Source organism: Parashewanella curva, assembly GCF_003675895.1.
In the GTDB taxonomy this organism is placed as follows: Bacteria; Pseudomonadota; Gammaproteobacteria; order Enterobacterales; family Shewanellaceae; genus Parashewanella; species Parashewanella curva.
The window spans coordinates 1-23,867 of the sequence record NZ_ML014813.1; the positions used below are offsets into that span (position 1 = coordinate 1).

Genomic DNA, 23,867 nt, shown 5'->3' on the forward strand with positions numbered 1-23,867 from the left:
GATTGATTCATCAGCACCAGTGAGTAATCCGTCAGTACTCACTTTCTTTCTTGCCGTATCGAGTCCCTGACTGACAATATTAAGCAGATAGTTTTGCTGTTGAATCAAAGGTGATGTTTGTTGATTAGTTGCATTATGCAGTACTTGTTGCATGGCGAGCATGATGAGTAATTTTGCTTTTGTCTGTGGCAGTGCTGTAATACTCACTAATAACGCCGATAAATGATTGACGAAATCACAAAGTGGTAGGCCTTGTTGGCGCTGATAAATAAGTGCTAAAAACTCAACGGTGAAGTTGTTTTTATGTATATCAACAATATCAGTGTTGTTTGAGGCGGCAGAAATCTGAGGTTGCTGCACAAGCAATTGCTGACAGCTTGCTAATAAATCAAGGTACATCTTTGAAAGAGGTAAAGCATTAGCGTAATCACGTTCTTGTAACTTCGTATCCAGAGTATTGACTTGTGTATCAATGATTGAAGACACCTCTGTGAGATGAGCAGCTTCTCGTCGTTCCTTGATTTGTTGTTGGTTAACCACCGAAGTCACTTTTTTAGGTTGTTGTACGCTTTTTCGACTCCTTAGTGCTGCTACATTAATCGATCCTGAAGCAGGTTGGGGAGGGAGTAGAGGTTGTGCTACGGGGTATTGAGGCTGTGGCATACCATATTGGGAATGTACAGGGGCATATTGAAATTGTTGACCATATTGGGAGGGGGCAGGGTACTGAGACTGTTGGCTATATGGTGCTTGAGGCGCAATGTGAGGAGGTTGAGAGCCAAGAGGTTGAGGTTGCTGAGGATATGGTGATTGAGACGCAGCATAAGTAGGTTGTGTGCTGGGTTGTGGAGCTACACCGTATGGCTGTTGTGTGAAAGCAGGCTGTTGTGGCCTTACCGCTGTACCATGTGGAGCATGTGTAGGCGCGTATGGTGTTGCTGCATTACTTGGAGGTTGTTGGACTCCATATGATTGTGCAGGAAAATGAGCTTGAAGAGGTGGTCTAATTACAGGGGGTTGTGGCTGCTGCGAGCTAATAGGTTGGTGTGGAACTCCAGCTGGTGTTCCTACAGGGGGTCTTGCTTGTGCCTGTGTATAAACAGGTTGAGGTTGTTGCAGAGCCCCCCCTGTGTGAGTGTAATCGGCTTGTTGGCTTGTACCCATAGCAGTAGCGGTACGTGGTGGCTGAGTAAAAGCTTGTTGCTGATGTTGCATAGGTGTCATACCAGCGTTTGTCGCCTGATAAGGTGACTCAGAGCTTACAGCTTGGGGAGTATAATTATTTTGTGTTTGTGGGTTAAAATACTGCGCCACCGGCTGAGCATGTGCAACTGACGTTTGAGGAGGGTGCTGGATGCCATATTCTGCTCCTGTTGAGGTTATTACAGGAGTTTGTGGTTCGTAAGGGGGAGGATTACCTCTTGGGTCTTGGCTCTGAAGATTAAGAGCCTCGATACCTCCGATAGCATTATCCATATCAGACTTTTCTGGAGCAGGAGGTTGTTGATACTCTCCTGATTCCGGCTGAGGTTGAAAGGGAAATGTTTCTTGTGCACCAGTGGGGGGAAAAGCCATAAGCCACCTTTACTTCTGTTAATTTAGTTTAATTAAAATGTGAACTTCATTAAATACAACGAATAGAAGTCATGCGTGTCAGGTAAGTCATTAAGCCTTGATAGGCTATTTCAAATAGAAAAAACGAAACTGATTAGTACCTGCAATTAATTTTATTTGCCTGATTTTGCAAAATAAACGGGAAAGTTTGAAATTAAAACTGATTAAATTTTGTTCATGTGTTTGAGTGGGGTTAGAGGGCTTTTTTGTGAAGAGGGTATATTTATACTGTAAAACAGAGTTTGTACCTGATTATTTCGAGGCAATCACCTTAACCCCAAATTCTTTTCTGATTTCAGCCAGTGGTTTATCCAAATAAGGTTCTGGATTAAACCAATCCCACTCTTTGTTCATCCGCCAGCCTCGAATCATGGGCTTGATACAAGTCGGAATTAAGCCTATCAATGCCAAATACACTCGCCACTTGCTGCCGTAGGTTTTAACATAACTGTTCAGTACCACACCGTAATCAACAAATTGGAAGAATTTAAAGTAGTTTTTCAGCGTCATATCCGTGCCAAATAACGTCCATACATCATTGATACTTTCGCCTTTTATTTCAAAAGGAATAGTTCCGAATAACACATGCGTGCAGTCATGACAGAAAAACCAGCGGCTTTCTTCCGATGCACCATCGTTCTTATTTAGATGGCTATACCCTGCGGTGTATTCTTCGACCCCCTGTCTTAAAGTGAGTTGGCAATCTTGTTGAAGGTATTGAAAACTCTTTGGCATGATGTTCATCTAAACATTGATTTCCATTGAGTATAGATGATGAACCCCGCACCGTAATTTTACAATTATTCGGGCATGCTTTAGGCTATTGGTAGCTTAGGGTTAGCTCCCCATTCTGCCCAAGAACCGTCGTACAGTGAGGTATCTTCGTAGCCAGCAATCTTCGCGGCTAATAAAATAATGCATGCGGTGATGCCAGAGCCGCAAGAAAAGACTAATTGCTGGTTTGCATTAATGATTTCTGAAAATAGGGTTTTTAGCTCGGATTCTGATTTATAAACATCACCATCAAGTACTTGAGGAAAAGGTAAATTGATGGAGTTAGGAATATGCCCTGCTCGCATTCCCGCTCTAGGTTCTGGTGTTTCACCGAAGAAGCGAGCTTTACCGCGAGCATCTAACACTTGGATACTTGAGTTCTCGATATTGTCGAGTACTTGTTGATCATCACATACCAAGTTTGATTGAAACTGTGCTTTAAATGTTCCTGAATGTCTTGGAGTCGTCGATTTATCAACAGTTGGGCGACGTTCTGCTAACCATTTTGGCAGACCACCATCTAGCACGACAACATTCTCAACCCCCATGCTTTTAAAGACCCACCATGCGCGTGGTGCGGAGTAAATGCCTTGGTTATCGTAAAGCACGACTAAGCTATCTGAATTAATCCCTTGCTTTCGGCACATTTGGGTAAATTGCGATTCAGTCGGAAAAGCATTTGGAGTATCGGCATCAAGATTACAAAGTTGTACTTCAAGCTCTAAATCTTGTGCGTTTGGAAGGTAGATTTTTTCGTCATATTCAATTGGTGTTTTCCCTACTACCTTGTTCATACTGGCATCAAGTAATACCAAATTTTCTTGCTTTAGGTTTTCTGCTAACCATTGGGTAGACACTAATATTTCCGACATTATTCCCTCAATCTCACTTAGCTTGATACGGTTTTCATCAATGTAATTAAAAATGAAGAGTAGAGTAAAGCCTTATTTTTTGCTTTGTTGACGGTAATTTCTCGTTGGAAAGTTAGCGCAATATTTGGTGAAGTTATAATGGCGTGACGTTATACTTGCCAGAATTGATAATAATTCGCTTATAGAAAGCGGTTCTTTTGAACATATGTAGCAGTGTTTTTCACTCAGCTTTGATTCAAAAATTTTAGGATAGCGACTACAAGAAAGATAATTATGACATCGAATATTAAACCACCAATACAAAAAAATTCATGGTTTAACCGATTCTTATCAGCGGTTGAATTTTTAGGGAATCTTCTCCCACATCCAGTCACTCTTTTTGCAATGTTGTGTTTGTTTATCATTGTATTCAGTGGCATAGCTGACTTCTTCGGGCTGAGTGCTGTTGATCCTAGACCTGTTGGCTCTGCTGGACGTGCCCCTGATGGCGTTATTCACGTAGTGAGTTTATTGTCGGCTGAAGGGTTACAGCGTATCTTCCAAGGCTTAGTGACTAACTTCACCAACTTTGCTCCATTAGGCACAGTATTAGTGGCCTTGTTGGGTGTGAGTGTGGCCGAACATTCAGGTATGTTATCTGCGGCGTTGCGCGGCATGGTGATGGGGGCTTCTAAGCGTTTAGTTACCTTTACCGTTGTGTTTGCGGCAATCCTTTCCAACACGGCTTCAGAGCTTGGTTATGTTGTACTCATCCCTCTAGCTGCAATGATTTTCCATAGCCTTGGTCGCCACCCTTTAGCTGGTCTAGCTGCGGCATTTGCGGGTGTTTCAGGCGGTTATAGTGCCAACTTATTCTTAGGAACTATTGATCCATTACTTTCAGGTATTACAACTGCTGCGGCTCAGTTGATTGACCCAACGTATGAAGTTGGCCCTGAAGCGAACTGGTTCTTTATGATTGCATCTACTTTCTTAATTGCTGGCTTAGGTACCATTATTACTGAGAAAGTCGTCGAGCCAAGATTGGGTAAATACGATGAGTCAGAAGCCAGTGAAAAAGTTGAAACCAACATTGAACATTTGACTGCTCTAGAAGTTAAAGGCCTTAAATGGGCTGGTGTAGCTATTCTAGCTATTGCTTCACTATTGGCACTCACTATCATTCCTGAAAACGGTATCTTACGTCACCCTGAAACTGGCGCGATTGCAGGTTCTCCTTTCCTAAAAGGGATTGTGGTGATGATCTTTATCGTGTTTGCTATCCCAGGTTTTGTATACGGTAAAGTGGTAGGTACCATGAAGCGCGATACTGATGTGATCAATGCCATGAGCAAGAGCATGGGGTCATTGAGCTTATACATCGTATTAGTATTCTTCGCTGCTCAGTTTGTGGCGTTTTTCAAATGGACTAACTTAGGTACTATTTTAGCGATTAACGGTGCAGAACTGCTTCAAGCACTACACATGACTGGCCCAGAAGTATTTGTATTATTCATCCTAATGTGTGCGTTTATTAACCTATGTCTAGGTTCAGCTTCGGCACAATGGGCAGCAACAGCACCGATTTTTGTTCCAATGCTGATGTTGATTGGTTATGCGCCAGAAACTATTCAAGCGGCTTACCGTATTGGTGATTCAGTCACTAACTTGATCACCCCAATGATGAGTTACTTTGGTTTGATTTTGGCGGTTGCCACCAAATATAAGAAAGATATGGGTATTGGTACCTTGATTGCCACTATGCTGCCGTACAGCATGACTTTCTTAGTGGGTTGGATCGCACTCTTCTACGTTTGGGTATTCGCATTTGGTTTGCCTGTTGGTCCAGAGTCACCAACTTTCTATACGCCATAAGTAGATTGGATGGAACGGTAAAAGCGAACTTTCGAGTTCGCTTTTTTATTGCCTGAAAATTTTTTTCAAATTTTTTCGTCTTTTTCAAACGACCACCGTCTTATAGGTGAAGCAATCAAACTTAATAAGAGGGTCGTAATGATCAAAATCGTAAGCTTTAAAATCTGTCCATTCGTTCAACGTGTCACAGCTGCGCTTGAAGTAAAAAACATTCCGTATGAAATTGAATACATTAATTTGAAAGATAAACCACAATGGTTTTTAGATATTTCTCCTAATGGTCAAGTGCCTGTGTTGATCACTGAAAACCAAACAACTCTATTTGAATCTGATGCCATCATTGAATATATCGAAGATGAATATGGCCCACTTGAAACGGGCGTTACTAACGAGCAACGTGCGCTAGAACGAGCGTGGAGCTATTTAGGTTCAAAACACTATTTGACTCAATGCAGCACCATGAGCAGTAAAGACGAAGAAACCTTTGAGCAGAGGAATGCTAAATTGTACAAAGCTTTTCAAAAAGCAGAAGCACAGCTTTCAGGTAACACTCAATTTTTCAAATCAGATGAATTAAGTAACGTCGATGTTGCATGGCTACCTCTATTGCATCGAGCTGATATTGTTAAGCAGCATACAGGCTTCGATTTACTGTGTGGTTTACCTAAAGTTCAAGCTTGGCAAAGTGCGCTTATGCAAATCGGGATTGCTGAAAAAACGGTAGCTAATGATTTTGAGGAAAAGTTTGCCGATTTTTATCTGACGAATACTTTTTTAGGAAGTAATGAGGGAACTACATGTAATACCAGTGGCAGCTCTTCAAGGGATTGCTGTTAAAAGCATTGCTTATTTTTCGTAATAATTAGTATATCAATTACTGAAAATTTATCGTTTAGTAAAATATTTACTAAAATTTAGTTTTTGGTTAAAATTAATACGAATTTTTAAGAATAAAGGGTAAGCACTATGAACTGGCATTTTCCACGCACCGATTATGCTGAGCATATTCTTAATGCCATGCATGGTGGCTTACTCTCAAGAGTAACCATTTTCGCGCCTAGAAAGCGTGGTAAGACTCAATTTATTCAACGTGATGTCATGCCGCTTTGCGAGAGCAAGGGTATCTTCGTTGTCTATGTCGACTTTTGGCAAGACAAAGACAATCCAGAAGCGGTGTTTATCCAATCCGTTATTCGTGCCATTGAAGAACGAAAAAGCTGGTTATCTAAAGTTACCGATATTTTTAAGCCAAATAAGATTGGCGTGAGCTTATCTAAGGCAAGTGTCGATATTGGGCTTGAAGCTAAGCAAGAACAAAATCCATATCAATTGTTTGATGCCTTTGAACTACTCAACAAATTAAATATGCCAACCTTGCTGTGTCTTGACGAAGTTCAGCACTTAGCCACTCGAAAAGAGTTTGAGAATTTCACAGCCGCTTTGAGATCGTTCATGGTTAATCGCGGTGATGACTTAGTAAAAGGCATTTTTACAGGCTCTAGCCGAGAGGGATTAGAAAAGCTGTTTCGACATACTAAGGCGCCATTCTATAACTCCGCACAATCCTTGGATTTTCCAGCTTTAGATGAAAAGTTTGTGGAGTTTGAATTAGGTGTTGTAAAGAAGATAACCAATGGTGTTGAACTTAATAAAGAAGATGCGCTTAACACCTTAATCGAACAACACCGTGAGCCTGCTCGGTTTGTTGAGCTATTACAACAAATGGTGCTGAATCAAGTCGTTGATTTTTCAGAAGCCATGAAACGCTTTGACTTGGTAGTTCAATCCCATCCACAAGAGTTTCAAGATTTATTCGAACAACTCCCTGCACTTGATAAAGCGGTATTACTTCTCATCGCTAGAGGCAATGGCAAGAACTTTTATACCGATAAAGGGATCAGAAACGTCAAACTTATGCTGCTGGATGACAGTGTTAACGTTACTAAAAGCAGCATCAATAATGCGCTTCGCAGGCTCAAATCTGAAAACCTGATTTTCAATATCAAACGTGGTGTGATGGGAATAGAAAACCCTGAACTAGAAAAATATTTGATTGCTGTAGCAAGTTGATATCATTGACAAGTAACAATTAAATCAGCACATTAAAAACAGTTTCTTCAGCATGGATGCTATCAATGAAATCTCAACCCAAAACCTTTTTCTATTTTGTTTTTGCTCAAGTCTTTTTCTTACTTTTTAGCTCTCTTGTATCAGCTAAAGAGCTTCAGCTTGCCAGTAAATTCAAGTTGACCGAACCTGTCTCTGAATATCTTGTGAGTGAAAAATATGATGGCGTCAGAGGTCGGTGGGATGGTTACAAAATGTGGACTCGGGCTGGTAATCTGATCAATTTACCACCAGCATTTACACAAGACTTTCCTAAAGAACCGTTAGACGGTGAGTTGTGGATCGCGAGAGAGAAATTCGAGCAAATTTCAGCTTTAGTTAGAACGAAAGTTACCTCAGTTGAAGATTGGAAAAATGTGCGATTTATGGTGTTCGATGTACCTACACATAAGGGCACATTTGAAGAAAGATACCAGTACGCCGTAAGCCAGCTATCAGATCTAAGCCCTTATTTAATCGTCATTGAACAAACATCATTTGAAACCAAAGCGCAACTGGATGATGCTTTAAATGCTTTAGTTAGTCATGGTGCAGAAGGACTGATGCTCCACAAAAAGGCAAGCTTATATCAAAATGGGCGCAACCCTGATTTGATGAAATTAAAACTGTATTCTGATGCCGAAGCTAAAGTGATTGCTCATATAGAAGGAAAGGGAAAGTTCAAAGGCATGATGGGAGCAATTTTAGTTGAAATGCCGAATGGTAAGCGCTTCAAAATTGGCTCTGGCTTTTCAAATCAGCAGCGGAAAAATCCACCTAAAATCGGTTCAATTATTACTTACAAGTATTATGGGTTTACCCAAAAACGAACACCAAGATTCGCAAGCTTTTTAAGAGAAAGATAAAGTCTGATATCAAAACACTGTGACTATTGTAAAAATTTACAAGCCAGATAATATTGTTACATCATAATAACAAGGTGAAATGATGGCATCTTCATATTCATGCATTTTGGTGGACGATCACCCTCTATTTAGGCAAGCATTGTCTGCTGTGTTGGTGCAAAAACTCAGTGATGAGCAATCTGATATTGCTGTCCATGAAGCAGAATCAATTGCAGAGCTATCTATTAAACTCAAAACCTCACAACCCGATTTAATTCTCCTCGATCTTAACCTACCAGATAGCCAAGGCTTTGAAACTTTGATTAGTCTGAAGTTTGATTATCCAGCCATTGCCGTTGTGGTGATTTCAGGGCAAGAGGATGCATCTACAGTAAAACAAGCGGTTCAATTAGGGGCATCTGGTTTTTTGCCCAAATCGACCAGTGTTGAGCAAATGGTTCTCGCTCTTAAAGATGTACTTAATGGAAAAATATGGCTGCCTGAGCAGTATCAATCACCTGAGCCATGCGCGAGTAAGCTTACCAATCTAACCCCAAGACAACATAAGATCTTAGCTATGTTTGCAAAGGGGATGCTTAATAAGCAAGTAGCGTTTGAGTTAGGGCTTTCTGAGGCGACAGTAAAAGCTCATGCCACCGCTATTTATCAAAAACTAGGGGTGAACACCCGTACTCAAGCTGTCATCATTATGCAAAATGAGCTAGGAATAACGGCTTAATTCTAATAACGATCAATTTCGGCATAGGCTTTCGCTAATCTTTGTGTGATCATGGTATTGATCATCGTCTGTAACTGTAATGGTCTAAGTGCTTTAGTGAGAAAGCCAAAGCCATGTGTTCGGGCTAATGCATCTAAATCTTTATCTAAGGTTGCGGTAATGAGCACTCCGGGTATTTGCGCTTGTTGCTGTATTTTACTCATTAATTCTATTCCATTGATATTGGATTCTAATTGGTAGTCCACCAGCATAATGTCGATAAAATCTCGATGTGTTTCAACTTGAGATAACGCTTGTTTAGGCGTGTTTGCTACATACACTTTACATCCCCAACTTTTCAGAAGTTCGCTCATGCCATTGGTAAGCTCGATTTCGTTATCTACACATAATACGTGCAATCCTGCTAAGTTCATTGCGGGTGAAAAAATCGGTGTAGAATCTAGTTGCTCAATCGCTCTTGGGACAAGAATACTAAAGTTAGCTCCCTTACCAACTTCTGATGCTAACGTCAGTGGGTGCTGTAACAAGTGAGCAAGATTTCGGGCGATATTGAGTCCTAAGCCTAATCCTTTTGATGATGTGGTGTTGGTTTTTAGTTGGGTAAACTGTTGAAAAATTAGCTCTTGCTTGTCACTCGGGATCCCTGAGCCTGTATCAATGACTTGAATTGATACTTGGTTACTTTGGTGTCTACATCCAAGCAACAATCGAGAGTGTGGTGCATAGCGGCAAGCATTACTTAAAAAGTTTTGTAAGATACGTCGTAGCAGCTTTTTATCTGAATTTATCCAGAGTTGAGATGGCACAATTCGAAAGTAGATATTGGCTTGTTGGCACAAAAGTTCAAACTCTGTGAATAATTCATCAAACAGTGTTTGAATGGCGAAGGGGGCTTTTTCTGGAATTATTCCACCAGATTCAATCAAGGTTACTTCGTTAAGATCTTTGATTAGATCGTTCGCGTGCTCTAATGATGCGTCAATGTGTTCAATGGTTTGTTGTTGAGTTGAGCTGAGGTTTTGCTGATTGTGTAAGCTAGCACAAAAGAGTTTTGCAGCCGCAATAGGTTGCAATAAGTCATGACTACAGGCTTTTAAAAACTGGCTTTTTTGTAGGTGCGAATGATGAATTTTTTCATTAGCTTTTGCCAATTCGGTGTTGGATTGAGCTAAGGCCTGATTTGATGCTTCAAGCTCGCCAGTTCTGGCAATGATTCTGGATTGTAGGTCTTGTTTTTCTTCACGTAACAGAGCTTCGGCTTCTCGATATAAGGTGACATCGGTAAAGGACATGACAAAGCCACCACCGGGAATAACATTGCCTCGGATGCGAATTGTTTTACCATTATTTAGGGTGCGTTCGGTATTATGCATCGAGCCTTGTTTGATAAAATTAAGCCGCTTTTCAACTTGTTTATCGACTTCACTGGCGGGGATTTCGCTTTGGTGGAGCAAGTTATAGCGTACCAGTTCTGATACTGGGCTGCCTATGTACAAAAGCTCATTGGGATAGTTAAAAAGATCAACATAGGCTTTATTCCAAGCCACCAGTTCAAGACGTTTGTTTATCACTGATATTCCATCATTGGCATTATCAATGGCAGCTTGAAGCACATTTTGGCTGAACTGTTGCTGTTGATCTGATGCTTGTTGAACGTACTCGGCAACTTCAGAGAAATTTAAATGTCGGTCTTGAAGCATGAGTGTCAACACTAACTTAGCAGAACTGGACCCCATAACACTGGCAAGCAGCGTTTCTGTTAACTCAATATAAGCTTGGTTTAATTTTTGTTTTTCCTTTATCTGGCTTGCTAGAATTTGAAATTCAAGCTCTGATTGTTTGCGTTTTTCATCACCCACAAATTGATTAATCAATGCGAGTAATTCGCTCAGGTCAACTTTTTTAATTTGAGATTCATTGTTACTACTTTCAACTGGACTAGCGAAGAAGTGATCAAGCTGGATTTGCTCTTGAATGGAATGCCTTGTGAAATAAGACAACGCAATCATAACCATGATATTAGCGCTTAAGGCAACCAAAGTTGCAATGGTCGTTTGATTGTAAGCAAGCTCAGTAAAGGCATGTTGGTAGACACCAAGGGCAGGCAAGAAGTTTAAGATAAGCCAAATAGAAAAGCCTGTTGCCATGCCATAAAGTGCGCCATTAAGGTTACCTCTACGCCAAAAAAAAGTTGCATAAAAGGCTGGGCCAATTTGCGCAATGGCACCAAATGACACTTCACCTAATACAGATAAAGTGTCTGGTGGAGCGATACAAAACATCCAAAACGTTAACCCAAAGATAGCGATTACAATCAGTTTTCTTACCCGTAAGAAAGTATCTTTAAATTGGCTAACGTTAGTTTCTTTTAACCCTTTTCGTGTGAACAAGCTCGGGAAAATGATTTCATTGCTTAACATAGTGCTGATGGCGATTGAGGTAATGATCACCATCGCACTAGCGGCAGAAATAGAACCTAAAAATCCAAATAAACTGAGCCAGTCATGCCCCAATAATGCAGGAAGAAACAGCACATAAGCGTCAGAGCTTAAAGAATCACTAAATAGCAATTTTCCGGCTTGTCCGAGAGGTATGGCGAACAATGCGAACATTAAAATGTAGAGTGGGAATAGCCATCGTGCATACCGTGTGGTTTTAATGTCTCTCACTTCGACAATCATGGTTTGAAATTGGCGTGGTAAACATAGAAAAGCCGAAAAAGTAATGAGCATTAAACCTAGAAAGTTTAACGATTCAAAATCGGTTGAGCTGGGCTGATTTTGCTCTGCGAGCTGCCATAACTGGATTGGAGAGTCATACAAATAGAAACTAACGAATAAGCCAATCAACAAGAAAGCGAACAGTTTTAATAATGATTCAAACGCAATTGCAATGATCAAACCTATGTGGCGCTCATTAATATCGATATTTCGCACACCAAAAGTGATACTAAAGGCCGCTAGAATGATGGTGACAATGAACCCAATAAGACCGACGGGTAAAATAGTGTCTTGTCTGAGTAAGGTGTATGAGCTGACAATAGCTTTAATCTGTAATGCCATGTATGGCATGGTGCCAACTAAGACCATCAGGGTGACAAGAATCGCTAAATTTCGGGATTTCCCGAAACGGTTGGCGAGCAAATCCGCGATAGAAGTGACGTTAAGTTTCAGGCTAATAGCAATGATTTTTTGGATAAAAGGCCAACCAAACAAAATAAGTAAGAATGGCGCGATATAGACAGGCAAAAAAGAGTAGGCATTTTCAGAAGCTTGGCCTGCTGTTCCTAAAAAGCCCCAAGAGGTGCAATAAACACCAATTGATAAGGTGTAAATTAATCTTTGATGGAAGCTGGTTAGTTTATGCTTGTATCGGTATCCCATAAATGCGAAAGCGCAGAGTAGACCAGCATAGCAGGCACAAACGAAAATTAATAACCCGTTTGGAAACATCCTTTTTCTTCCGATACATTCTTATACTTTTCAATACCATATCATTTTATTTCTGTTATCTGAAACAAAGATAAAACCACAGTTGTACTCCTTACGACTAAAGTCGTACGACTTATTGTTAATTGTTTGTTACTTTGAAATTCCTCAATGTATGGACAGCTAAGTAAACCTAGAAAAAGCAGTTAAAAACGCTTTTAGGCGAAGAAAAATTGCAGATAGCAAGGTTTGAAGTGAAGTAGCTAGTAATCTAACTACGAATTTCATAACGCAGCTAGCCGTGATTTTGGCAAGTATATAAGCGTTTAGCATCTCTAATCGGTGTCTAGATAGTTAACGCTTTTTCTAAGTTACATTTCGCAGTGATAGCAAAATTTGCGTTTAACTGCTTTTTTTAGGTTAGAGGAAGACCATAAAATGAAAACCTTAAAACTCGCCTTACTATCGGCATCTATTTTGGCAGCTGGAACCGCCAATGCCGCATACAAAATTGATATCAACGATAAAAGTAGTATCTCGTTTGGTGGTTATATCAAGGTCGATGGACGTTTGGTAAGTGGTGATATCGCTTATCGAGACTTTTGGATTGGAACGGGGCAAGTTTTGCCTAAATCACAAAGCCAATTCAAAATTTTTGCTAATGAAACTCGTTTTAATACTAAATATGTTCATGGCGATGTTACAGGTTTTGTCGAAATGGACTTCTTAGGTGGGGGCGGTAACCAAATCATCTCTAATTCTGCACACCCTCGAATTCGTCACGCATTCATTAAGTATAAAGATTTTACGGTTGGTCAAACATGGTCAACGTTTATGAATACCTCTGCCATTCCGGAAACTGCTGACTTTGCTGGTGCGACTGTGGGGCTAGCCTTTATTCGTCAAGGTCAAATTCGTTATAGCATGGGCGGATTCAAAGTAGCGCTAGAAAACCCTGAAACTTTTGGTGGTGGTAACGAAGATGAAACCATGCCAGATGTTGTTGGTCGCTATGACTTTAAAGGTGATTGGGGTACGGTTTCTGTTTCTGCACTTGGACGCCAGCTAGTTTCACAAACAGGTCAAAAGCATAGCGCCTTTGGTGCATCTGTCGCTGGTAAAATTAATGTGTCTGATAAAGATGACATTAAGTTTCAAGTTCATCATGGTGAGCTAGGACGTTACATTGGTGTTGCCGCTGCTCAAGATATGGTGGGTGAAGAAGTCGAAGAAGTGACTTCTTATCTTGTGTCGTATCGCCACTTCTGGAATGACAAAGTAAGAAGTTCTGTATTTTACGGAAATATCCAAACTGAAGTGACTGATGTCGAACGAAGTCAGTGGGGCGTTAACGTCTTTAAAGATCTGACTAAAAATCTTGCTGTAGGTTTTGAGGTTGGTCAATTCATCATGGACCAGAAAAATACTTCAGATGCTGATTCATTCTACAGCCAACTTTCCCTCCGCTACATGTTGTAACTTTTTCAGTGGCACAGCCAGTTCTTCTCGGCTGTCGCCACTGCTTTTTTGATTTGAAAAAGGTGTTCCTATGTCCGAATCAATATTAAAAGTCGAAAATATCTCTCTTGCTTTTGGCGGTGTTAAGGCACTAACCGATGTCAGCTTTGATGTGCCCAAAGGTTCTGTTTTTTCGATTATCGGCCCAAATGGGGCGGGTAAAACATCCATGCTCAATTGTATTTCTGGTCGTTATCAGCCAAACGAAGGGGAAATTCATTTTGATGGCAAGCGTGTTACTCATTTAAAACCTAATGATCGTGCAGACTTAGGCATAGGTCGAACATTCCAAAACCTCGCTTTGTTTGGTCACATGACGGTACTGGATAACATTATGGTGGGCAGACACCACCTCATGAACAATAACTGGTTTACGGGCCCTTTGTACTGGGCATCAAAGGCGCAAAAAGAAGAACTAGAACACCGTAAAGAAGTTGAACGAATTATCGATTTTCTTGAAATTACCCATGTGCGTAAATCCATTGCTGGAACGCTTTCTTATGGGCTGCGTAAGCGTGTAGAGCTTGCTCGTGCAATGGCATTGAACCCTAAACTTATTCTTCTTGATGAGCCAATGGCAGGCATGAACCTTGAAGAAAAAGAAGATATGGCACGCTATATCCTCGACCTCAACGAAGAATTTGGCGTCACCATTGTAATGATCGAGCATGACATGGGGGTGGTAATGGACATTTCCCACCAAGTCATGGTGCTGGATTTTGGTAAAAAGCTCATTTGTGATTTACCTGATGCAGTGATGGACGATCCTCATGTTAAGCAAGCCTACCTTGGTATTGAAGATGAATTAGAGGAGGCGAGCTAATGTTGACCGAACATAATAAATTCATCAGCACATTAAATACTTTTCCAAAGATCCTTCGCTATAACGCCGTGCATTGGCCGAATGATATTGCCATGCGTGAAAAAGAGTTTGGTATTTGGAATGAATTCACATGGCTGGATTATCAGCATCGAGTTCAATGGATGACTTTAGGTCTAACTCACCTTGGTGTTGGCAAGGATGAAACCATTGCATTACTTGGTGAAAACCGCCCTGAATGGGTGTGGGGCGAAGTAGCCGCTCATGCACTGAGTGGTCATTCATTGGGAATTTACCAAGATTCTATGCATGAAGAAGTGGCTTACTTACTCAATTTAAGTAAAGCAAAAGTGGTTATCGCGGAAGATGAAGAACAGTGCGATAAGTTACTTGAACTTGGCGATGAGATCCCAAGTGTTGAGTTTATCGTGTATTGCGACCCCAAAGGGATGCGTAAATATGATGATAAACGCCTAATTGATGTTGAAGATCTTTATCGAATGGGGCGTGAATACGAATCTATGCACCATGAGGTTTACGATCAAATGGTTGATGCAACCTATCCACTCGATGCTTCTATCTACTGCACGACTTCAGGCACAACCTCTAAACCCAAAATCGTATTACTCAACAGCGGTCGCTTTATCGAGCATTGTTGTTCTTATCTTCGTGCCGATCCTCGCCAGCCAGGTGATAACTATGTTTCTGTGTTGCCAATGCCGTGGATCATGGAGCAGGTGTATGCGGTTGGTCAGTCATTGATTTCTCGTCAAATCGTCAACTTTGTTGAAGAACAAGAAACCATGATGGCCGATTTACGTGAAATTGGTCCTAGCTTTGTGCTTCTTGCACCACGAGTGTGGGAAGGCATCTTGGCGGATGTTCAAGCACGAATGATGGACTCGACACCACTTAAACGATGGTTATTTGACTTTGCTTTAAAGCTTTCAGGTAAAGCGCTCGATCAAGGTAAAAAGTCATTTTGGGCTGAGCTTATTCTGAATAAAGCGTTACGCGACAGACTTGGATTCAGTTTCTTAACTTCCGCAGCGACTGGTGGTGCGGCAATGGGACCAGATACCTTCCGCTTTTTCCAGTCTATCGGTGTACCTTTGAGACAGTTGTACGGGCAAACGGAAATGGCTGGGGCATACACTATCCACAGTGGTAGTGATGTGGATTATGACTCGGTTGGGGTGGCATTTGATACCGCCAAAGTCAAAGTGATAAATGCAGATGAGCAAGGTCTAGGTGAAGTGATTTCTCAAACCGTGGGCATGTTCTCAGGCTACCTAGAGAATCAAGAAGCGTTTGAAGAAGATGTCAAAGATGGCTGGATGCACACAGGTGATGCTGGTTACTTTAAACCTAATGGTCATTTAGTGGTTATAGATCGCATTAAAGACTTAGCCAAAACCAGTCATGGCTTGCAGTTTTCACCGCAATATATTGAGAACAAACTTAAGTTTTCATCCTTTATCGGTGAAGCGGTGATCCTCGGTAAGGATCGTCCTTATCTATCAGCCATTTTGTGCATCCGTTACAGCATCGTTTCTAAATGGGCTGAGCAGCAAGGTTATGCATTCACTAACTACACCAACCTTTCGACTCTGCCTGAAGTGTACGAAAAGCTTCAGCAAGAAGTTGAAAAGGTGAATGAGTCGCTGCCAGAAGCGCAGAAGATCTGCAAATTTGTGCTGCTTTATAAAGAGCTTGATGCCGATGATGGTGAGCTGACTCGTACTCGAAAAGTCCGTCGTGGCGTCGTTGCAGAGAAATATCATGACATCATTGAGTCGATTTATGGTGGTGCTGAGTATGTGGATGTCGACACCATGATCACCTTCCAAGATGGCAGCAAAACTCGTGTCCAAACTCAGCTTAAAGTGGCTGATGTGGTCAATGTGGTTGAGCAACCTATTGTCACAGACAGTGATGAAGTAACGAGGAAAGCATCATGAATACAGATTTATTACTTCAACTGATCACAAACGGATTAATCGTTGGTTTGCTTTATGGTGTGGTCGGCATGTGTTTTGTGCTGGTATACAAATCAACTCAAATTGTGAACTTTGCTCAAGGTGAGTTCCTATTGTTAGGGGCTTGGGTATGTTGGGCATTCTTAGTCTATATGCAGATCCCATTTTTCTTGGGCTTTATCTTTACCATGATATTCATGGCGATATTCGGTGTGCTGCTACAGCTCATTGTTTTAAGACCTATGATTGGTGAACCAATTATCTCAGTGATCATGGTCACCATCGGTCTGTCGATTTTCTTCCAAGCGCTTACGAAATGGATATTCGGTGTTGCCCCTCAAAGTTACCCAAAAGTATTCGAAGCTGATTCCGTCAACATTCTCGGTATGAGTATTGAGCCTGCTTATCTCATGAGTATGGTGATTGCGGTGCTTATCATGATTGGCTTCTACCTGTTCTTTAAACACTCAAAGCATGGCTTGGCGATGCGAGCAACAGCGTTTGATCAGCAAGCCGCACAAAGTTTAGGAATTTCAGTCAAGCAAGTGTTTGCTATGAGCTGGGGGATTGCGGCTACGGTATCGGCAACTGCTGGTGTGGTGATGGGCATGGTAAATGGTGTTTCTGACTCACTGTCAGTGATGGGAATTAAAGTGTTCCCTGCCGTCATTCTAGGTGGGTTAGATTCGATTGTTGGCGCGATTGTCGGTGGCTTGACCATCGGTGTGTTGGAAAACTTAGCTGAGTTTTTCGATAGCCAGTTCTTACACATAGGCAATATGTATGACATTGCCCCATTTTATGTACTGCTGATCATCCTTTGGTTTAAACCATATGGCCTATTTGGCACTAAAGACATTGAAAGGATTTAAGGAGAATTACTATGTCAACAAGTGTAACTATGCGCCCGTGTGGTGACTTCAGAACCAGTTATAAACAAGACACAACCATATTTGAAACCAAAACCATACGTTGGTTTGCGATTTTAGCGATTGCCTTTGCTTGCTTTGCACCCTTTATTTTGGATGCTTATTATCTCACTCTGTTTATTCAGGTGTCTTATTTGGGTATTGCCGCATTAGGTTTAAACATTCTGGTTGGTTTTACTGGGCAAATCTCGTTGGGACACGGTGCATTCTTCGGTTTCGGTGCCTTTGCCTCGGCTTGGTTAAACACGCAGTTCAATATTCCTGTGGTGTTTTGTATTCCGCTAGCCGGCTTTTTAACCATGGCTGTAGGCATGATGTTTGGTATGCCAGCAGCGAGAATTAAAGGCTTGTACTTAGCCATCGCAACCCTTGCAGCACAATTTATCATTGAAGACTTCTTTGGACGTGCAGAGTGGTTCTCTGGCGGCTCAGCGGGTTCATTGGCTGAACCCATTAACATCTTTGGTTTTACTTTCGATACAGACGAAAGCTTTTATTACGTAGCCTTATTCGCACTCGTGTTCATGTTCATTTGGGGTTGTAACCTCATGAGAACGCGTGACGGTCGTGCGTTTGTTGCGGTGCGTGACCATTACCTAAGTGCCGAAATTATGGGGGTGAAGCTTAACAAGTATCGTCTGCTTTCATTTGGTATTTCGTCATTCTACGCAGGGATTGGTGGTGCGTTATACGCTCACTATCTTGGCTATGTGTCTGCCGAAGGTTTTACCATTTTCATGTCGATTCAGTTCCTAGCTATGGTCATTATTGGTGGTCTCGGTTCGATTAAAGGCACTTTGATGGGCGTGGTGTTTATGGTGCTATTGCCTGAGGCTATGGAAGCCAGTGTGTCGCTAGTAAAAGAGACGTCAATTGGTGCTCATCCTATGCTGGTGGATGGCTTGGCTTACATCAAAGAAATGGCAATTGGTCTGGTGATCATTCTGTTCCTTATCTTTGAACCAGAAGGGCTAGCGCACCGTTGGAACCAAATTAAAAACTATTGGAAGAGTTACCCATTCGCATATTGATATCAACAAAAAATGTGTGAATTGATTATATGAATAGGAACGAGCAATAGTGCGCACGGTAACAGAAGCGCACGTCCATGTGCTGACGACCGATACATCCTGTATCGGACGGCTACCTTACCGCACTATTGCTCTTATCTGGGTTCATTAGCAATTTTGAAGTTCACACCCTAAATAAATAAAAGGGAATTAACTATGAAATTATCAAAACTAACATTAGCGACACTATCTGCGGTTACGATGATGGCCGCAAACTCCGCCGCAGCGAAAGAAGATAAAGTATTTGTTGGCCATCTTGCGGATATGTCGGGCCCAACGGCATTCGTAGGTAAAGAATATGCCGATGGTGTTAGAGATGCGATGGCCTATATCAATGCCAACGGTGGTATTAAGGGAACTGGACTAGATTTTGAAACTGTTGATTATGCTTACAAAGTTCCTCAAGCGATTGCTTCATACAAAAAGTGGAAGAGTCGTAAGAAGATGGTCGCTATGCAAGGTTGGGGAACGGCAGATACTGAAGCACTAATCTCATTTGTGGCACGCGATAAAATTCCGGTTTATTCAGCATCGTATTCCGGTCACTTAACCGATCCTAAAGGTAAGAACCCTCACACTAAAAAGCCAGCGCCATACAATTTCTTCTATGGAGCTTCATACTCAGACTCTTGCCGTGCGCTTGTGCAATGGGCTGCAAAAGACTGGAAAGATAAAGGAAGTAAAGGAAAGCCTAAGTTTACTCACATTGGTGCTAACCATCCTTTCCCTAATGCACCAAAAGCCGCCTGTGCTGAATACGCAACTGAGTTAGGTTTTGATGTGCAGCCATCAGTGGTTATTTCAATGAAGCCGGGTGACTTTAAAGCACAGTGTTTGAGTCTTAAGAGTTCAGGCACTCATTATGGCTACATCGGTAACTTAGGTGGCTCAGTAATGTCATTAATCAAGTCTTGTAATACTGTCGGCACTGATATTCAGTTTATGTCGAATATCTGGGGCGGTGACCGCAAGATTTTTGAAGCGATTGGTGAGGGCGTGAAAGATTACATTTTCCCAACCATGACACCATTTTGGGATTCAAATGTATCTGGCATGAAGCTGGTTAAAAACATTTCTAAGATGTCGGATTCAAGCGGTACTAAATCACGTCCGCATCACTACATTCGCGGCGTTTGCTCAGCTTACTATATGAAAGAAGCCATGGAGTGGGCAAAAGACAATGGTGGCATTACAGGTGCGAATGTGAAGAAGGGCATGTACGCGACTCAAAACTGGGTACCCAAAGGGCTTGAAGGCGTATGTTTACCTGCGACTTGGAAAGACGATGATCACCGTGGTATTGCTGAAGTAAATATCTACAAAGGCAATTTTGACAAAGACAATGTATCAATCGAGCAAGTCGATACCGTAAGCCTTGAGCGTCGCGCGGATTGGTTAGGGTATTAATATACGCGCCAAATTAAGTCATGGTTAGTGTGTCTTTCGTCACTCCTGCGAAGGCAGGAGTCTAGTGTCTTATTAGATGTTAGTTAAAGTCACTGGATACCCGTCTTCGCGGGTATGGCAATGGATAAAGATTCATTAGCCAGCTAATTAACTTCCAAATTTTTCGTATTAAAGGTGAGTTATGAGTAATGCTGCTGAAGTGATCAATCCTGAAGAGGTTGTCCTGTCCATCAATAACATTGAAGTGGTGTATGACGATGTGATTCAGGTATTAAGAGGAGTAAGTATTGATGTGCCTAAAGGCAGCATCGTTACCTTACTCGGTCCCAATGGTGCGGGAAAATCGACAACGCTGAAATCCATTTCTGGTTTATTGAAAACGGAAAATGGTGAAGTGACCAAAGGCGATATCAGTTTTTTAGGTAAGCGCATTGATAATGCCAATGCCGCTGAAATCGTAAGCTCTGGCCTGTTTCAGGTGATGGAAGGTCGACGCATTATTGAAGATATGACTGTGGTAGAAAACCTTAGATTAGGTGCCTATACCCGCAGTGATAATCAAATCAATCAAGATATTGATATGGTGTTTAGCTATTTTCCAAGACTAAAAGAAAGAACGGGGTTAGCTGGATATCTTTCTGGTGGTGAACAGCAAATGTTGGCGATTGGTCGTGCATTAATGGCACGTCCGAAAATGATCTGCCTTGATGAGCCATCAATGGGTTTATCGCCATTATTAGTAAAAGAAGTATTCGGCATTATTGAAAAAATCAACCGTGAGCAGGGTATTACTATGTTGCTGGTTGAGCAAAACGCCAACTATGCTTTAAAAGCAGCTCATTATGGTTACATCATGGAATCAGGAAAAATCGTACTCGATGGAACACGTGAGCAGCTACTTAATAATGAAGACGTAAAAGAGTTCTACCTAGGTGGTGGAAACGAAGAACGTAAAAGCTTTAAAAATCTGAAGTCATACAAACGCCGTAAGCGTTGGTTGTAGGAGGTTAGCATGTCAGAATCAGAATCGAACATAGATAGTAGTGTACTTCCTACTTTAGAAAAAGAATCGTTACCACAAGATAAGCGTGAGCAGTTGTTATTAAAGCGTTTGAATGATTTGCTCGTAACTTTGAAGCAAGACTCAGACTATTATCAACAAGCTTTGGCCGGAACTAAGACTGACACGACTATTACACGTGATAATTTATCTTTTTTGCCAATCCTAAGAAAGTCCTCTATATCCCAGCTTCAAGCTGAAAATCCACCGTTAGGAGGTTTGGCTATTGGTAGTTCGGTAGTTGATAGAATTTTCCAATCGCCGGGCAATATTTACGAAGGTGCCATGGACAGTGGAGATTGGTGGCGTATGTCTCATGCATTTCATGCGGCAGGATTTAGAAAGGGCGATATGGTTCTGAACTGCTTGTCTTATCACATGACACCCGGTGGCTTCATAATGGATTCAGGTGCTCGTGCTTGCGGTTGCAGTGTGATACCTGCTGGTCCCGGGCAAACTGAACAGCAGTTACATATTATTTCGCAATTACAACCTACGGGATACAGCGGTACTCCCAGCTTTTTGAATATTCTTATAGATAAAGCTAAGGAAAAAGGTGTTGAGTGGAGCATCACAAAAGCGTTAGTTTCTGGTGAAGCATTATCAGAAGAGTTAAGAACTAAATTCTTAGAACATGGCATTAAGGTTTACCAAGCTTATGCAACCGCCGATGTTGGCTTAATAGCTTATGAGGCAAACTATGGCGAAGGTTGGGTGATAGCTGAAGACATTATTGTTGAAATCGTTAAACCGGGAACATCGCAACCTGTCACAGAGCCAAATGAGGTGGGTGAATTAGTCGTAACCGTTCTTAATGATAAGTACCCATTGATACGATTTGCGACAGGTGATTTAAGTGCGTTTTATACCGGGGCAACTTCATGCGGCAGAAGCAATGTGCGCATCAAAGGTTGGATGGGCAGAGCAGATCAAACCGTTAAAGTGAAAGGCTTATTTGTGCACCCAAGCCAAGTACAAGCGATCATTTCAGAGTTTCCTGAAATAACCAAAGCCAGGTTGATCATAGAATCTGAAAACCACAATGATGTTATGTCGTTACACTGCGAATATAGCGGAAGTGCACCGGAGCCAACGTATATAGCTGAGTCTATAAAGCGGATAACCAAGCTCACAGGTGATATACAGTTCTTCCCACCCAATTCACTTAATAATGATGGTATTGTTATTGAGGATTTGAGGTAGTGCCTTTGTTATTGTAATTAATAAAAGTGAACCTGAATTAATGGATTTTTCAGGTTCGCTTGATGAGAAGCGTATAGTTAAATTCACAGGATGAAGGAAAATTAACTGTAATTAAATTAGTAGGTAAGGAATAATTTCTCGTACCAATTCCTAATGTTTTATCTTTATGTGTTGCATACCTTGTCGTCAATCTTTAGTAGAAGCTTCTTTTGCAGAATATTTGAGAAACTGTCAATTCCAAAGTGGGCAATCAATCTCATTGGGTGGTGATGATTACGTTGTTACTCAAACAGAAGATACAAGAAGGCCTTTTCTCGCTGTGAAGGCCTGTTTGCCTAAAGGTTATAGTGATAACTCCACAGTTCATAATGCAATACTGTATCCAGTACAATATTGGCGGACATATCGTGTAAATCACGCTATCAACTCAGAAAGAATTCGGTCTGAATTTGGTTTTATGAAAGTTAAAACACAGATTCATACGCGCTCAGCTAGACATTATAATAGAGCTTCAAAAACATTTAGTAATGCTCAAAATGAAAGAGCAACTTCGTTTAGCCCTAATCATTTCATTAAAGAAAAGCCTACACCTTGTATCCTGAAGCTTTTTAAAAATCTCAGTCACACTTTTGATCCTGTGACAATGAAAAGTGTCCGTTGTGATGCAGAGCATATTGACGTCCCTGTTAAGCAAGTGAAAGAGGGAGAAATACATCAGCAAAGCAGAGAATTTGAAGAGTATGCAAATTTTAGTGGTCTAAATAATTTATTAAGGCTTAAAATGGGGCGTAGTTTGGTGTTTGGTAACTTACTTATATTAACAACAAGCTCACCTGAAACTGAAGAGAGCAGAAAGTCTCAGAAAGCATGTGAGCAAATTTATCAATTGGTTACAGAGTATCCAGAAAAGCTTCTGGCTGAATTTGAAACTTATGATGAATCGCAAAAACAAGAAATCACAAGAGTTTTTCCACTGCCCTTTAAGACATTTGAAATTCAGGTTAAAGCTAATTTATATCGAAAAAGAAATGGACTACCGATCTTATAGCATTTATGGCATTGAAAGTAGGTAGGATAATACCGCTGCCAATTTTAAATGCATTTCTAGTAAGCGTTGGCTGAGTTGTGAGTTAATGTCAAAAAAATATTGACTTACGCAATATATACTCGTGATACCTGAAGATGCAACTTTCAGGGCTTTTTCAGCGTTGCATTATTCGAGGCGTGAAAGTGAAGAACTAGCGGGCTAATTTAAGCTTTCACAACAAAGAAGAATCAACGCTGAAAAGCCCACTCCGTGTGAGTTTAATTGACATTTATGCCGCGTTACTTACCCTTGAAATAGAAACGAAGTAACGACAGTTTTGTTTGTCGGTAATAACTACACTTCACATTTTCCGCCTTGTTTAACCTAAAAAAATTAACAGCAGCCAATGCAATAACGACTGCTTTGTATGTCAGTCAATCAAAAATCTAATTGGGAACGGCCTCCAGGTACATACATAATTTAGTACGAGTTATTTATTAACTCAAGTTTCGGAGTTCAAATCCAACAATAAAAATCGTTTATCATGTTGATATTTAAAGAAAAGGTAAGGGTTTGCGTGTTATAATCTTGTTGCTTAGACAAAAACTAAAACACACAAACC

Annotated in this window: 18 protein-coding genes; 14 read left to right on the forward strand and 4 right to left on the reverse strand. The window is 41.1% G+C overall.

What is annotated here, in order from left to right; all coding sequences use genetic code 11:
- The 3 genes from D5018_RS16485 to D5018_RS16495 form a co-directional block, all read right to left on the reverse strand.
- A partial coding sequence (locus tag D5018_RS16485) for a hypothetical protein (RefSeq protein ID WP_416351550.1) occupies positions 1 to 1,575 on the reverse strand: 1,575 nt, incomplete at its 3' end.
- Positions 1,576 to 1,866: 291 nt separating this feature from the next.
- The gene (locus D5018_RS16490) at positions 1,867 to 2,349 is read right to left on the reverse strand and encodes a hypothetical protein (protein WP_121840108.1); all 483 of its coding nucleotides are present in this window, start codon (positions 2,347 to 2,349) and stop codon (positions 1,867 to 1,869) included.
- A gap of 80 nt (positions 2,350 to 2,429) precedes the next feature.
- The gene (locus tag D5018_RS16495) at positions 2,430 to 3,260 is read right to left on the reverse strand and encodes a sulfurtransferase (protein ID WP_121840093.1); all 831 of its coding nucleotides are present in this window, start codon (positions 3,258 to 3,260) and stop codon (positions 2,430 to 2,432) included.
- Between the two features lie 273 nt (positions 3,261 to 3,533).
- Here D5018_RS16495 and D5018_RS16500 point away from each other — a divergent pair, with 273 nt between their 5' ends.
- From D5018_RS16500 to D5018_RS16520, 5 genes are all read left to right on the forward strand, one after another.
- Positions 3,534 to 5,114 carry an AbgT family transporter gene (locus D5018_RS16500; protein ID WP_121840094.1) on the forward strand — a complete coding sequence of 527 codons (1,581 nt, stop codon included), beginning with the start codon at positions 3,534 to 3,536 and terminating at the stop codon, positions 5,112 to 5,114.
- Between the two features lie 138 nt (positions 5,115 to 5,252).
- Positions 5,253 to 5,951 carry a glutathione S-transferase family protein gene (locus tag D5018_RS16505; RefSeq protein ID WP_121840095.1) on the forward strand — a complete coding sequence of 233 codons (699 nt, stop codon included), beginning with the start codon at positions 5,253 to 5,255 and terminating at the stop codon, positions 5,949 to 5,951.
- A gap of 129 nt (positions 5,952 to 6,080) precedes the next feature.
- Complete coding sequence (locus D5018_RS16510) at positions 6,081 to 7,184, forward strand: ATP-binding protein (RefSeq protein WP_121840096.1); 1,104 nt, start codon at positions 6,081 to 6,083, stop codon at positions 7,182 to 7,184.
- A gap of 65 nt (positions 7,185 to 7,249) precedes the next feature.
- Positions 7,250 to 8,086: a DNA ligase gene (locus D5018_RS16515; RefSeq protein WP_207819353.1), complete on the forward strand. Its 837-nt coding sequence runs from the start codon at positions 7,250 to 7,252 to the stop codon at positions 8,084 to 8,086.
- 79 nt (positions 8,087 to 8,165) lie between these two features.
- On the forward strand, positions 8,166 to 8,804 hold the full coding sequence (locus D5018_RS16520; RefSeq protein WP_121840098.1) for a response regulator: 639 nt from the start codon (positions 8,166 to 8,168) through the stop codon (positions 8,802 to 8,804).
- A gap of 2 nt (positions 8,805 to 8,806) precedes the next feature.
- Here D5018_RS16520 and D5018_RS16525 read toward each other — a convergent pair whose 3' ends face one another.
- Entirely contained in the window at positions 8,807 to 12,256 is a 3,450-nt protein-coding gene (locus tag D5018_RS16525; RefSeq protein WP_121840099.1) for a hybrid sensor histidine kinase/response regulator, read from the reverse strand.
- 414 nt (positions 12,257 to 12,670) lie between these two features.
- Between D5018_RS16525 and D5018_RS16530 the strand changes: the two genes are divergently transcribed.
- The 9 genes from D5018_RS16530 (at position 12,671) to D5018_RS16570 (ending at position 23,266) form a co-directional block, all read left to right on the forward strand.
- Entirely contained in the window at positions 12,671 to 13,711 is a 1,041-nt protein-coding gene (locus D5018_RS16530; protein WP_121840100.1) for a DcaP family trimeric outer membrane transporter, read from the forward strand.
- A 70-nt stretch (positions 13,712 to 13,781) separates the two neighbouring features.
- The gene (locus D5018_RS16535) at positions 13,782 to 14,573 is read left to right on the forward strand and encodes an ABC transporter ATP-binding protein (RefSeq protein ID WP_121840101.1); all 792 of its coding nucleotides are present in this window, start codon (positions 13,782 to 13,784) and stop codon (positions 14,571 to 14,573) included.
- Entirely contained in the window at positions 14,573 to 16,531 is a 1,959-nt protein-coding gene (locus tag D5018_RS16540) for a long-chain fatty acid--CoA ligase (protein WP_121840102.1), read from the forward strand. Before D5018_RS16535 ends, D5018_RS16540 begins: the two co-directional genes overlap by 1 nt.
- Positions 16,528 to 17,421, forward strand: coding sequence for a branched-chain amino acid ABC transporter permease (locus D5018_RS16545; protein ID WP_121840103.1), 894 nt, complete (start codon positions 16,528 to 16,530; stop codon positions 17,419 to 17,421). The genes D5018_RS16540 and D5018_RS16545 overlap by 4 nt, the downstream gene beginning before the upstream one ends.
- A gap of 11 nt (positions 17,422 to 17,432) precedes the next feature.
- Positions 17,433 to 18,509: a branched-chain amino acid ABC transporter permease gene (locus tag D5018_RS16550; RefSeq protein ID WP_121840104.1), complete on the forward strand. Its 1,077-nt coding sequence runs from the start codon at positions 17,433 to 17,435 to the stop codon at positions 18,507 to 18,509.
- Between the two features lie 195 nt (positions 18,510 to 18,704).
- Complete coding sequence (locus D5018_RS16555) at positions 18,705 to 19,955, forward strand: ABC transporter substrate-binding protein (protein ID WP_416351551.1); 1,251 nt, start codon at positions 18,705 to 18,707, stop codon at positions 19,953 to 19,955.
- A 181-nt stretch (positions 19,956 to 20,136) separates the two neighbouring features.
- Positions 20,137 to 20,958, forward strand: a complete 822-nt coding sequence (locus D5018_RS16560; RefSeq protein WP_121840105.1) for an ABC transporter ATP-binding protein — start codon at positions 20,137 to 20,139, stop codon at positions 20,956 to 20,958.
- 9 nt (positions 20,959 to 20,967) lie between these two features.
- Positions 20,968 to 22,218, forward strand: a complete 1,251-nt coding sequence (locus D5018_RS16565; protein ID WP_121840106.1) for a phenylacetate--CoA ligase family protein — start codon at positions 20,968 to 20,970, stop codon at positions 22,216 to 22,218.
- A gap of 259 nt (positions 22,219 to 22,477) precedes the next feature.
- Positions 22,478 to 23,266 carry a hypothetical protein gene (locus D5018_RS16570; RefSeq protein WP_133309319.1) on the forward strand — a complete coding sequence of 263 codons (789 nt, stop codon included), beginning with the start codon at positions 22,478 to 22,480 and terminating at the stop codon, positions 23,264 to 23,266.
- Positions 23,267 to 23,867: the final 601 nt, after the last annotated feature.

Coding starts and splice junctions, on each gene's coding strand:
- D5018_RS16490 (WP_121840108.1), bottom strand. CDS start 2,349: ATGCCAAAGAGTTTTCAATACCTTCAACAAGATTGCCAACTCACTTTA.
- D5018_RS16495 (WP_121840093.1), bottom strand. CDS start 3,260: ATGTCGGAAATATTAGTGTCTACCCAATGGTTAGCAGAAAACCTAAAG.
- D5018_RS16500 (WP_121840094.1), top strand. CDS start 3,534: ATGACATCGAATATTAAACCACCAATACAAAAAAATTCATGGTTTAAC.
- D5018_RS16505 (WP_121840095.1), top strand. CDS start 5,253: ATGATCAAAATCGTAAGCTTTAAAATCTGTCCATTCGTTCAACGTGTC.
- D5018_RS16510 (WP_121840096.1), top strand. CDS start 6,081: ATGAACTGGCATTTTCCACGCACCGATTATGCTGAGCATATTCTTAAT.
- D5018_RS16515 (WP_207819353.1), top strand. CDS start 7,250: ATGAAATCTCAACCCAAAACCTTTTTCTATTTTGTTTTTGCTCAAGTC.
- D5018_RS16520 (WP_121840098.1), top strand. CDS start 8,166: ATGATGGCATCTTCATATTCATGCATTTTGGTGGACGATCACCCTCTA.
- D5018_RS16525 (WP_121840099.1), bottom strand. CDS start 12,256: ATGTTTCCAAACGGGTTATTAATTTTCGTTTGTGCCTGCTATGCTGGT.
- D5018_RS16530 (WP_121840100.1), top strand. CDS start 12,671: ATGAAAACCTTAAAACTCGCCTTACTATCGGCATCTATTTTGGCAGCT.
- D5018_RS16535 (WP_121840101.1), top strand. CDS start 13,782: ATGTCCGAATCAATATTAAAAGTCGAAAATATCTCTCTTGCTTTTGGC.
- D5018_RS16540 (WP_121840102.1), top strand. CDS start 14,573: ATGTTGACCGAACATAATAAATTCATCAGCACATTAAATACTTTTCCA.
- D5018_RS16545 (WP_121840103.1), top strand. CDS start 16,528: ATGAATACAGATTTATTACTTCAACTGATCACAAACGGATTAATCGTT.
- D5018_RS16550 (WP_121840104.1), top strand. CDS start 17,433: ATGTCAACAAGTGTAACTATGCGCCCGTGTGGTGACTTCAGAACCAGT.
- D5018_RS16555 (WP_416351551.1), top strand. CDS start 18,705: ATGAAATTATCAAAACTAACATTAGCGACACTATCTGCGGTTACGATG.
- D5018_RS16560 (WP_121840105.1), top strand. CDS start 20,137: ATGAGTAATGCTGCTGAAGTGATCAATCCTGAAGAGGTTGTCCTGTCC.
- D5018_RS16565 (WP_121840106.1), top strand. CDS start 20,968: ATGTCAGAATCAGAATCGAACATAGATAGTAGTGTACTTCCTACTTTA.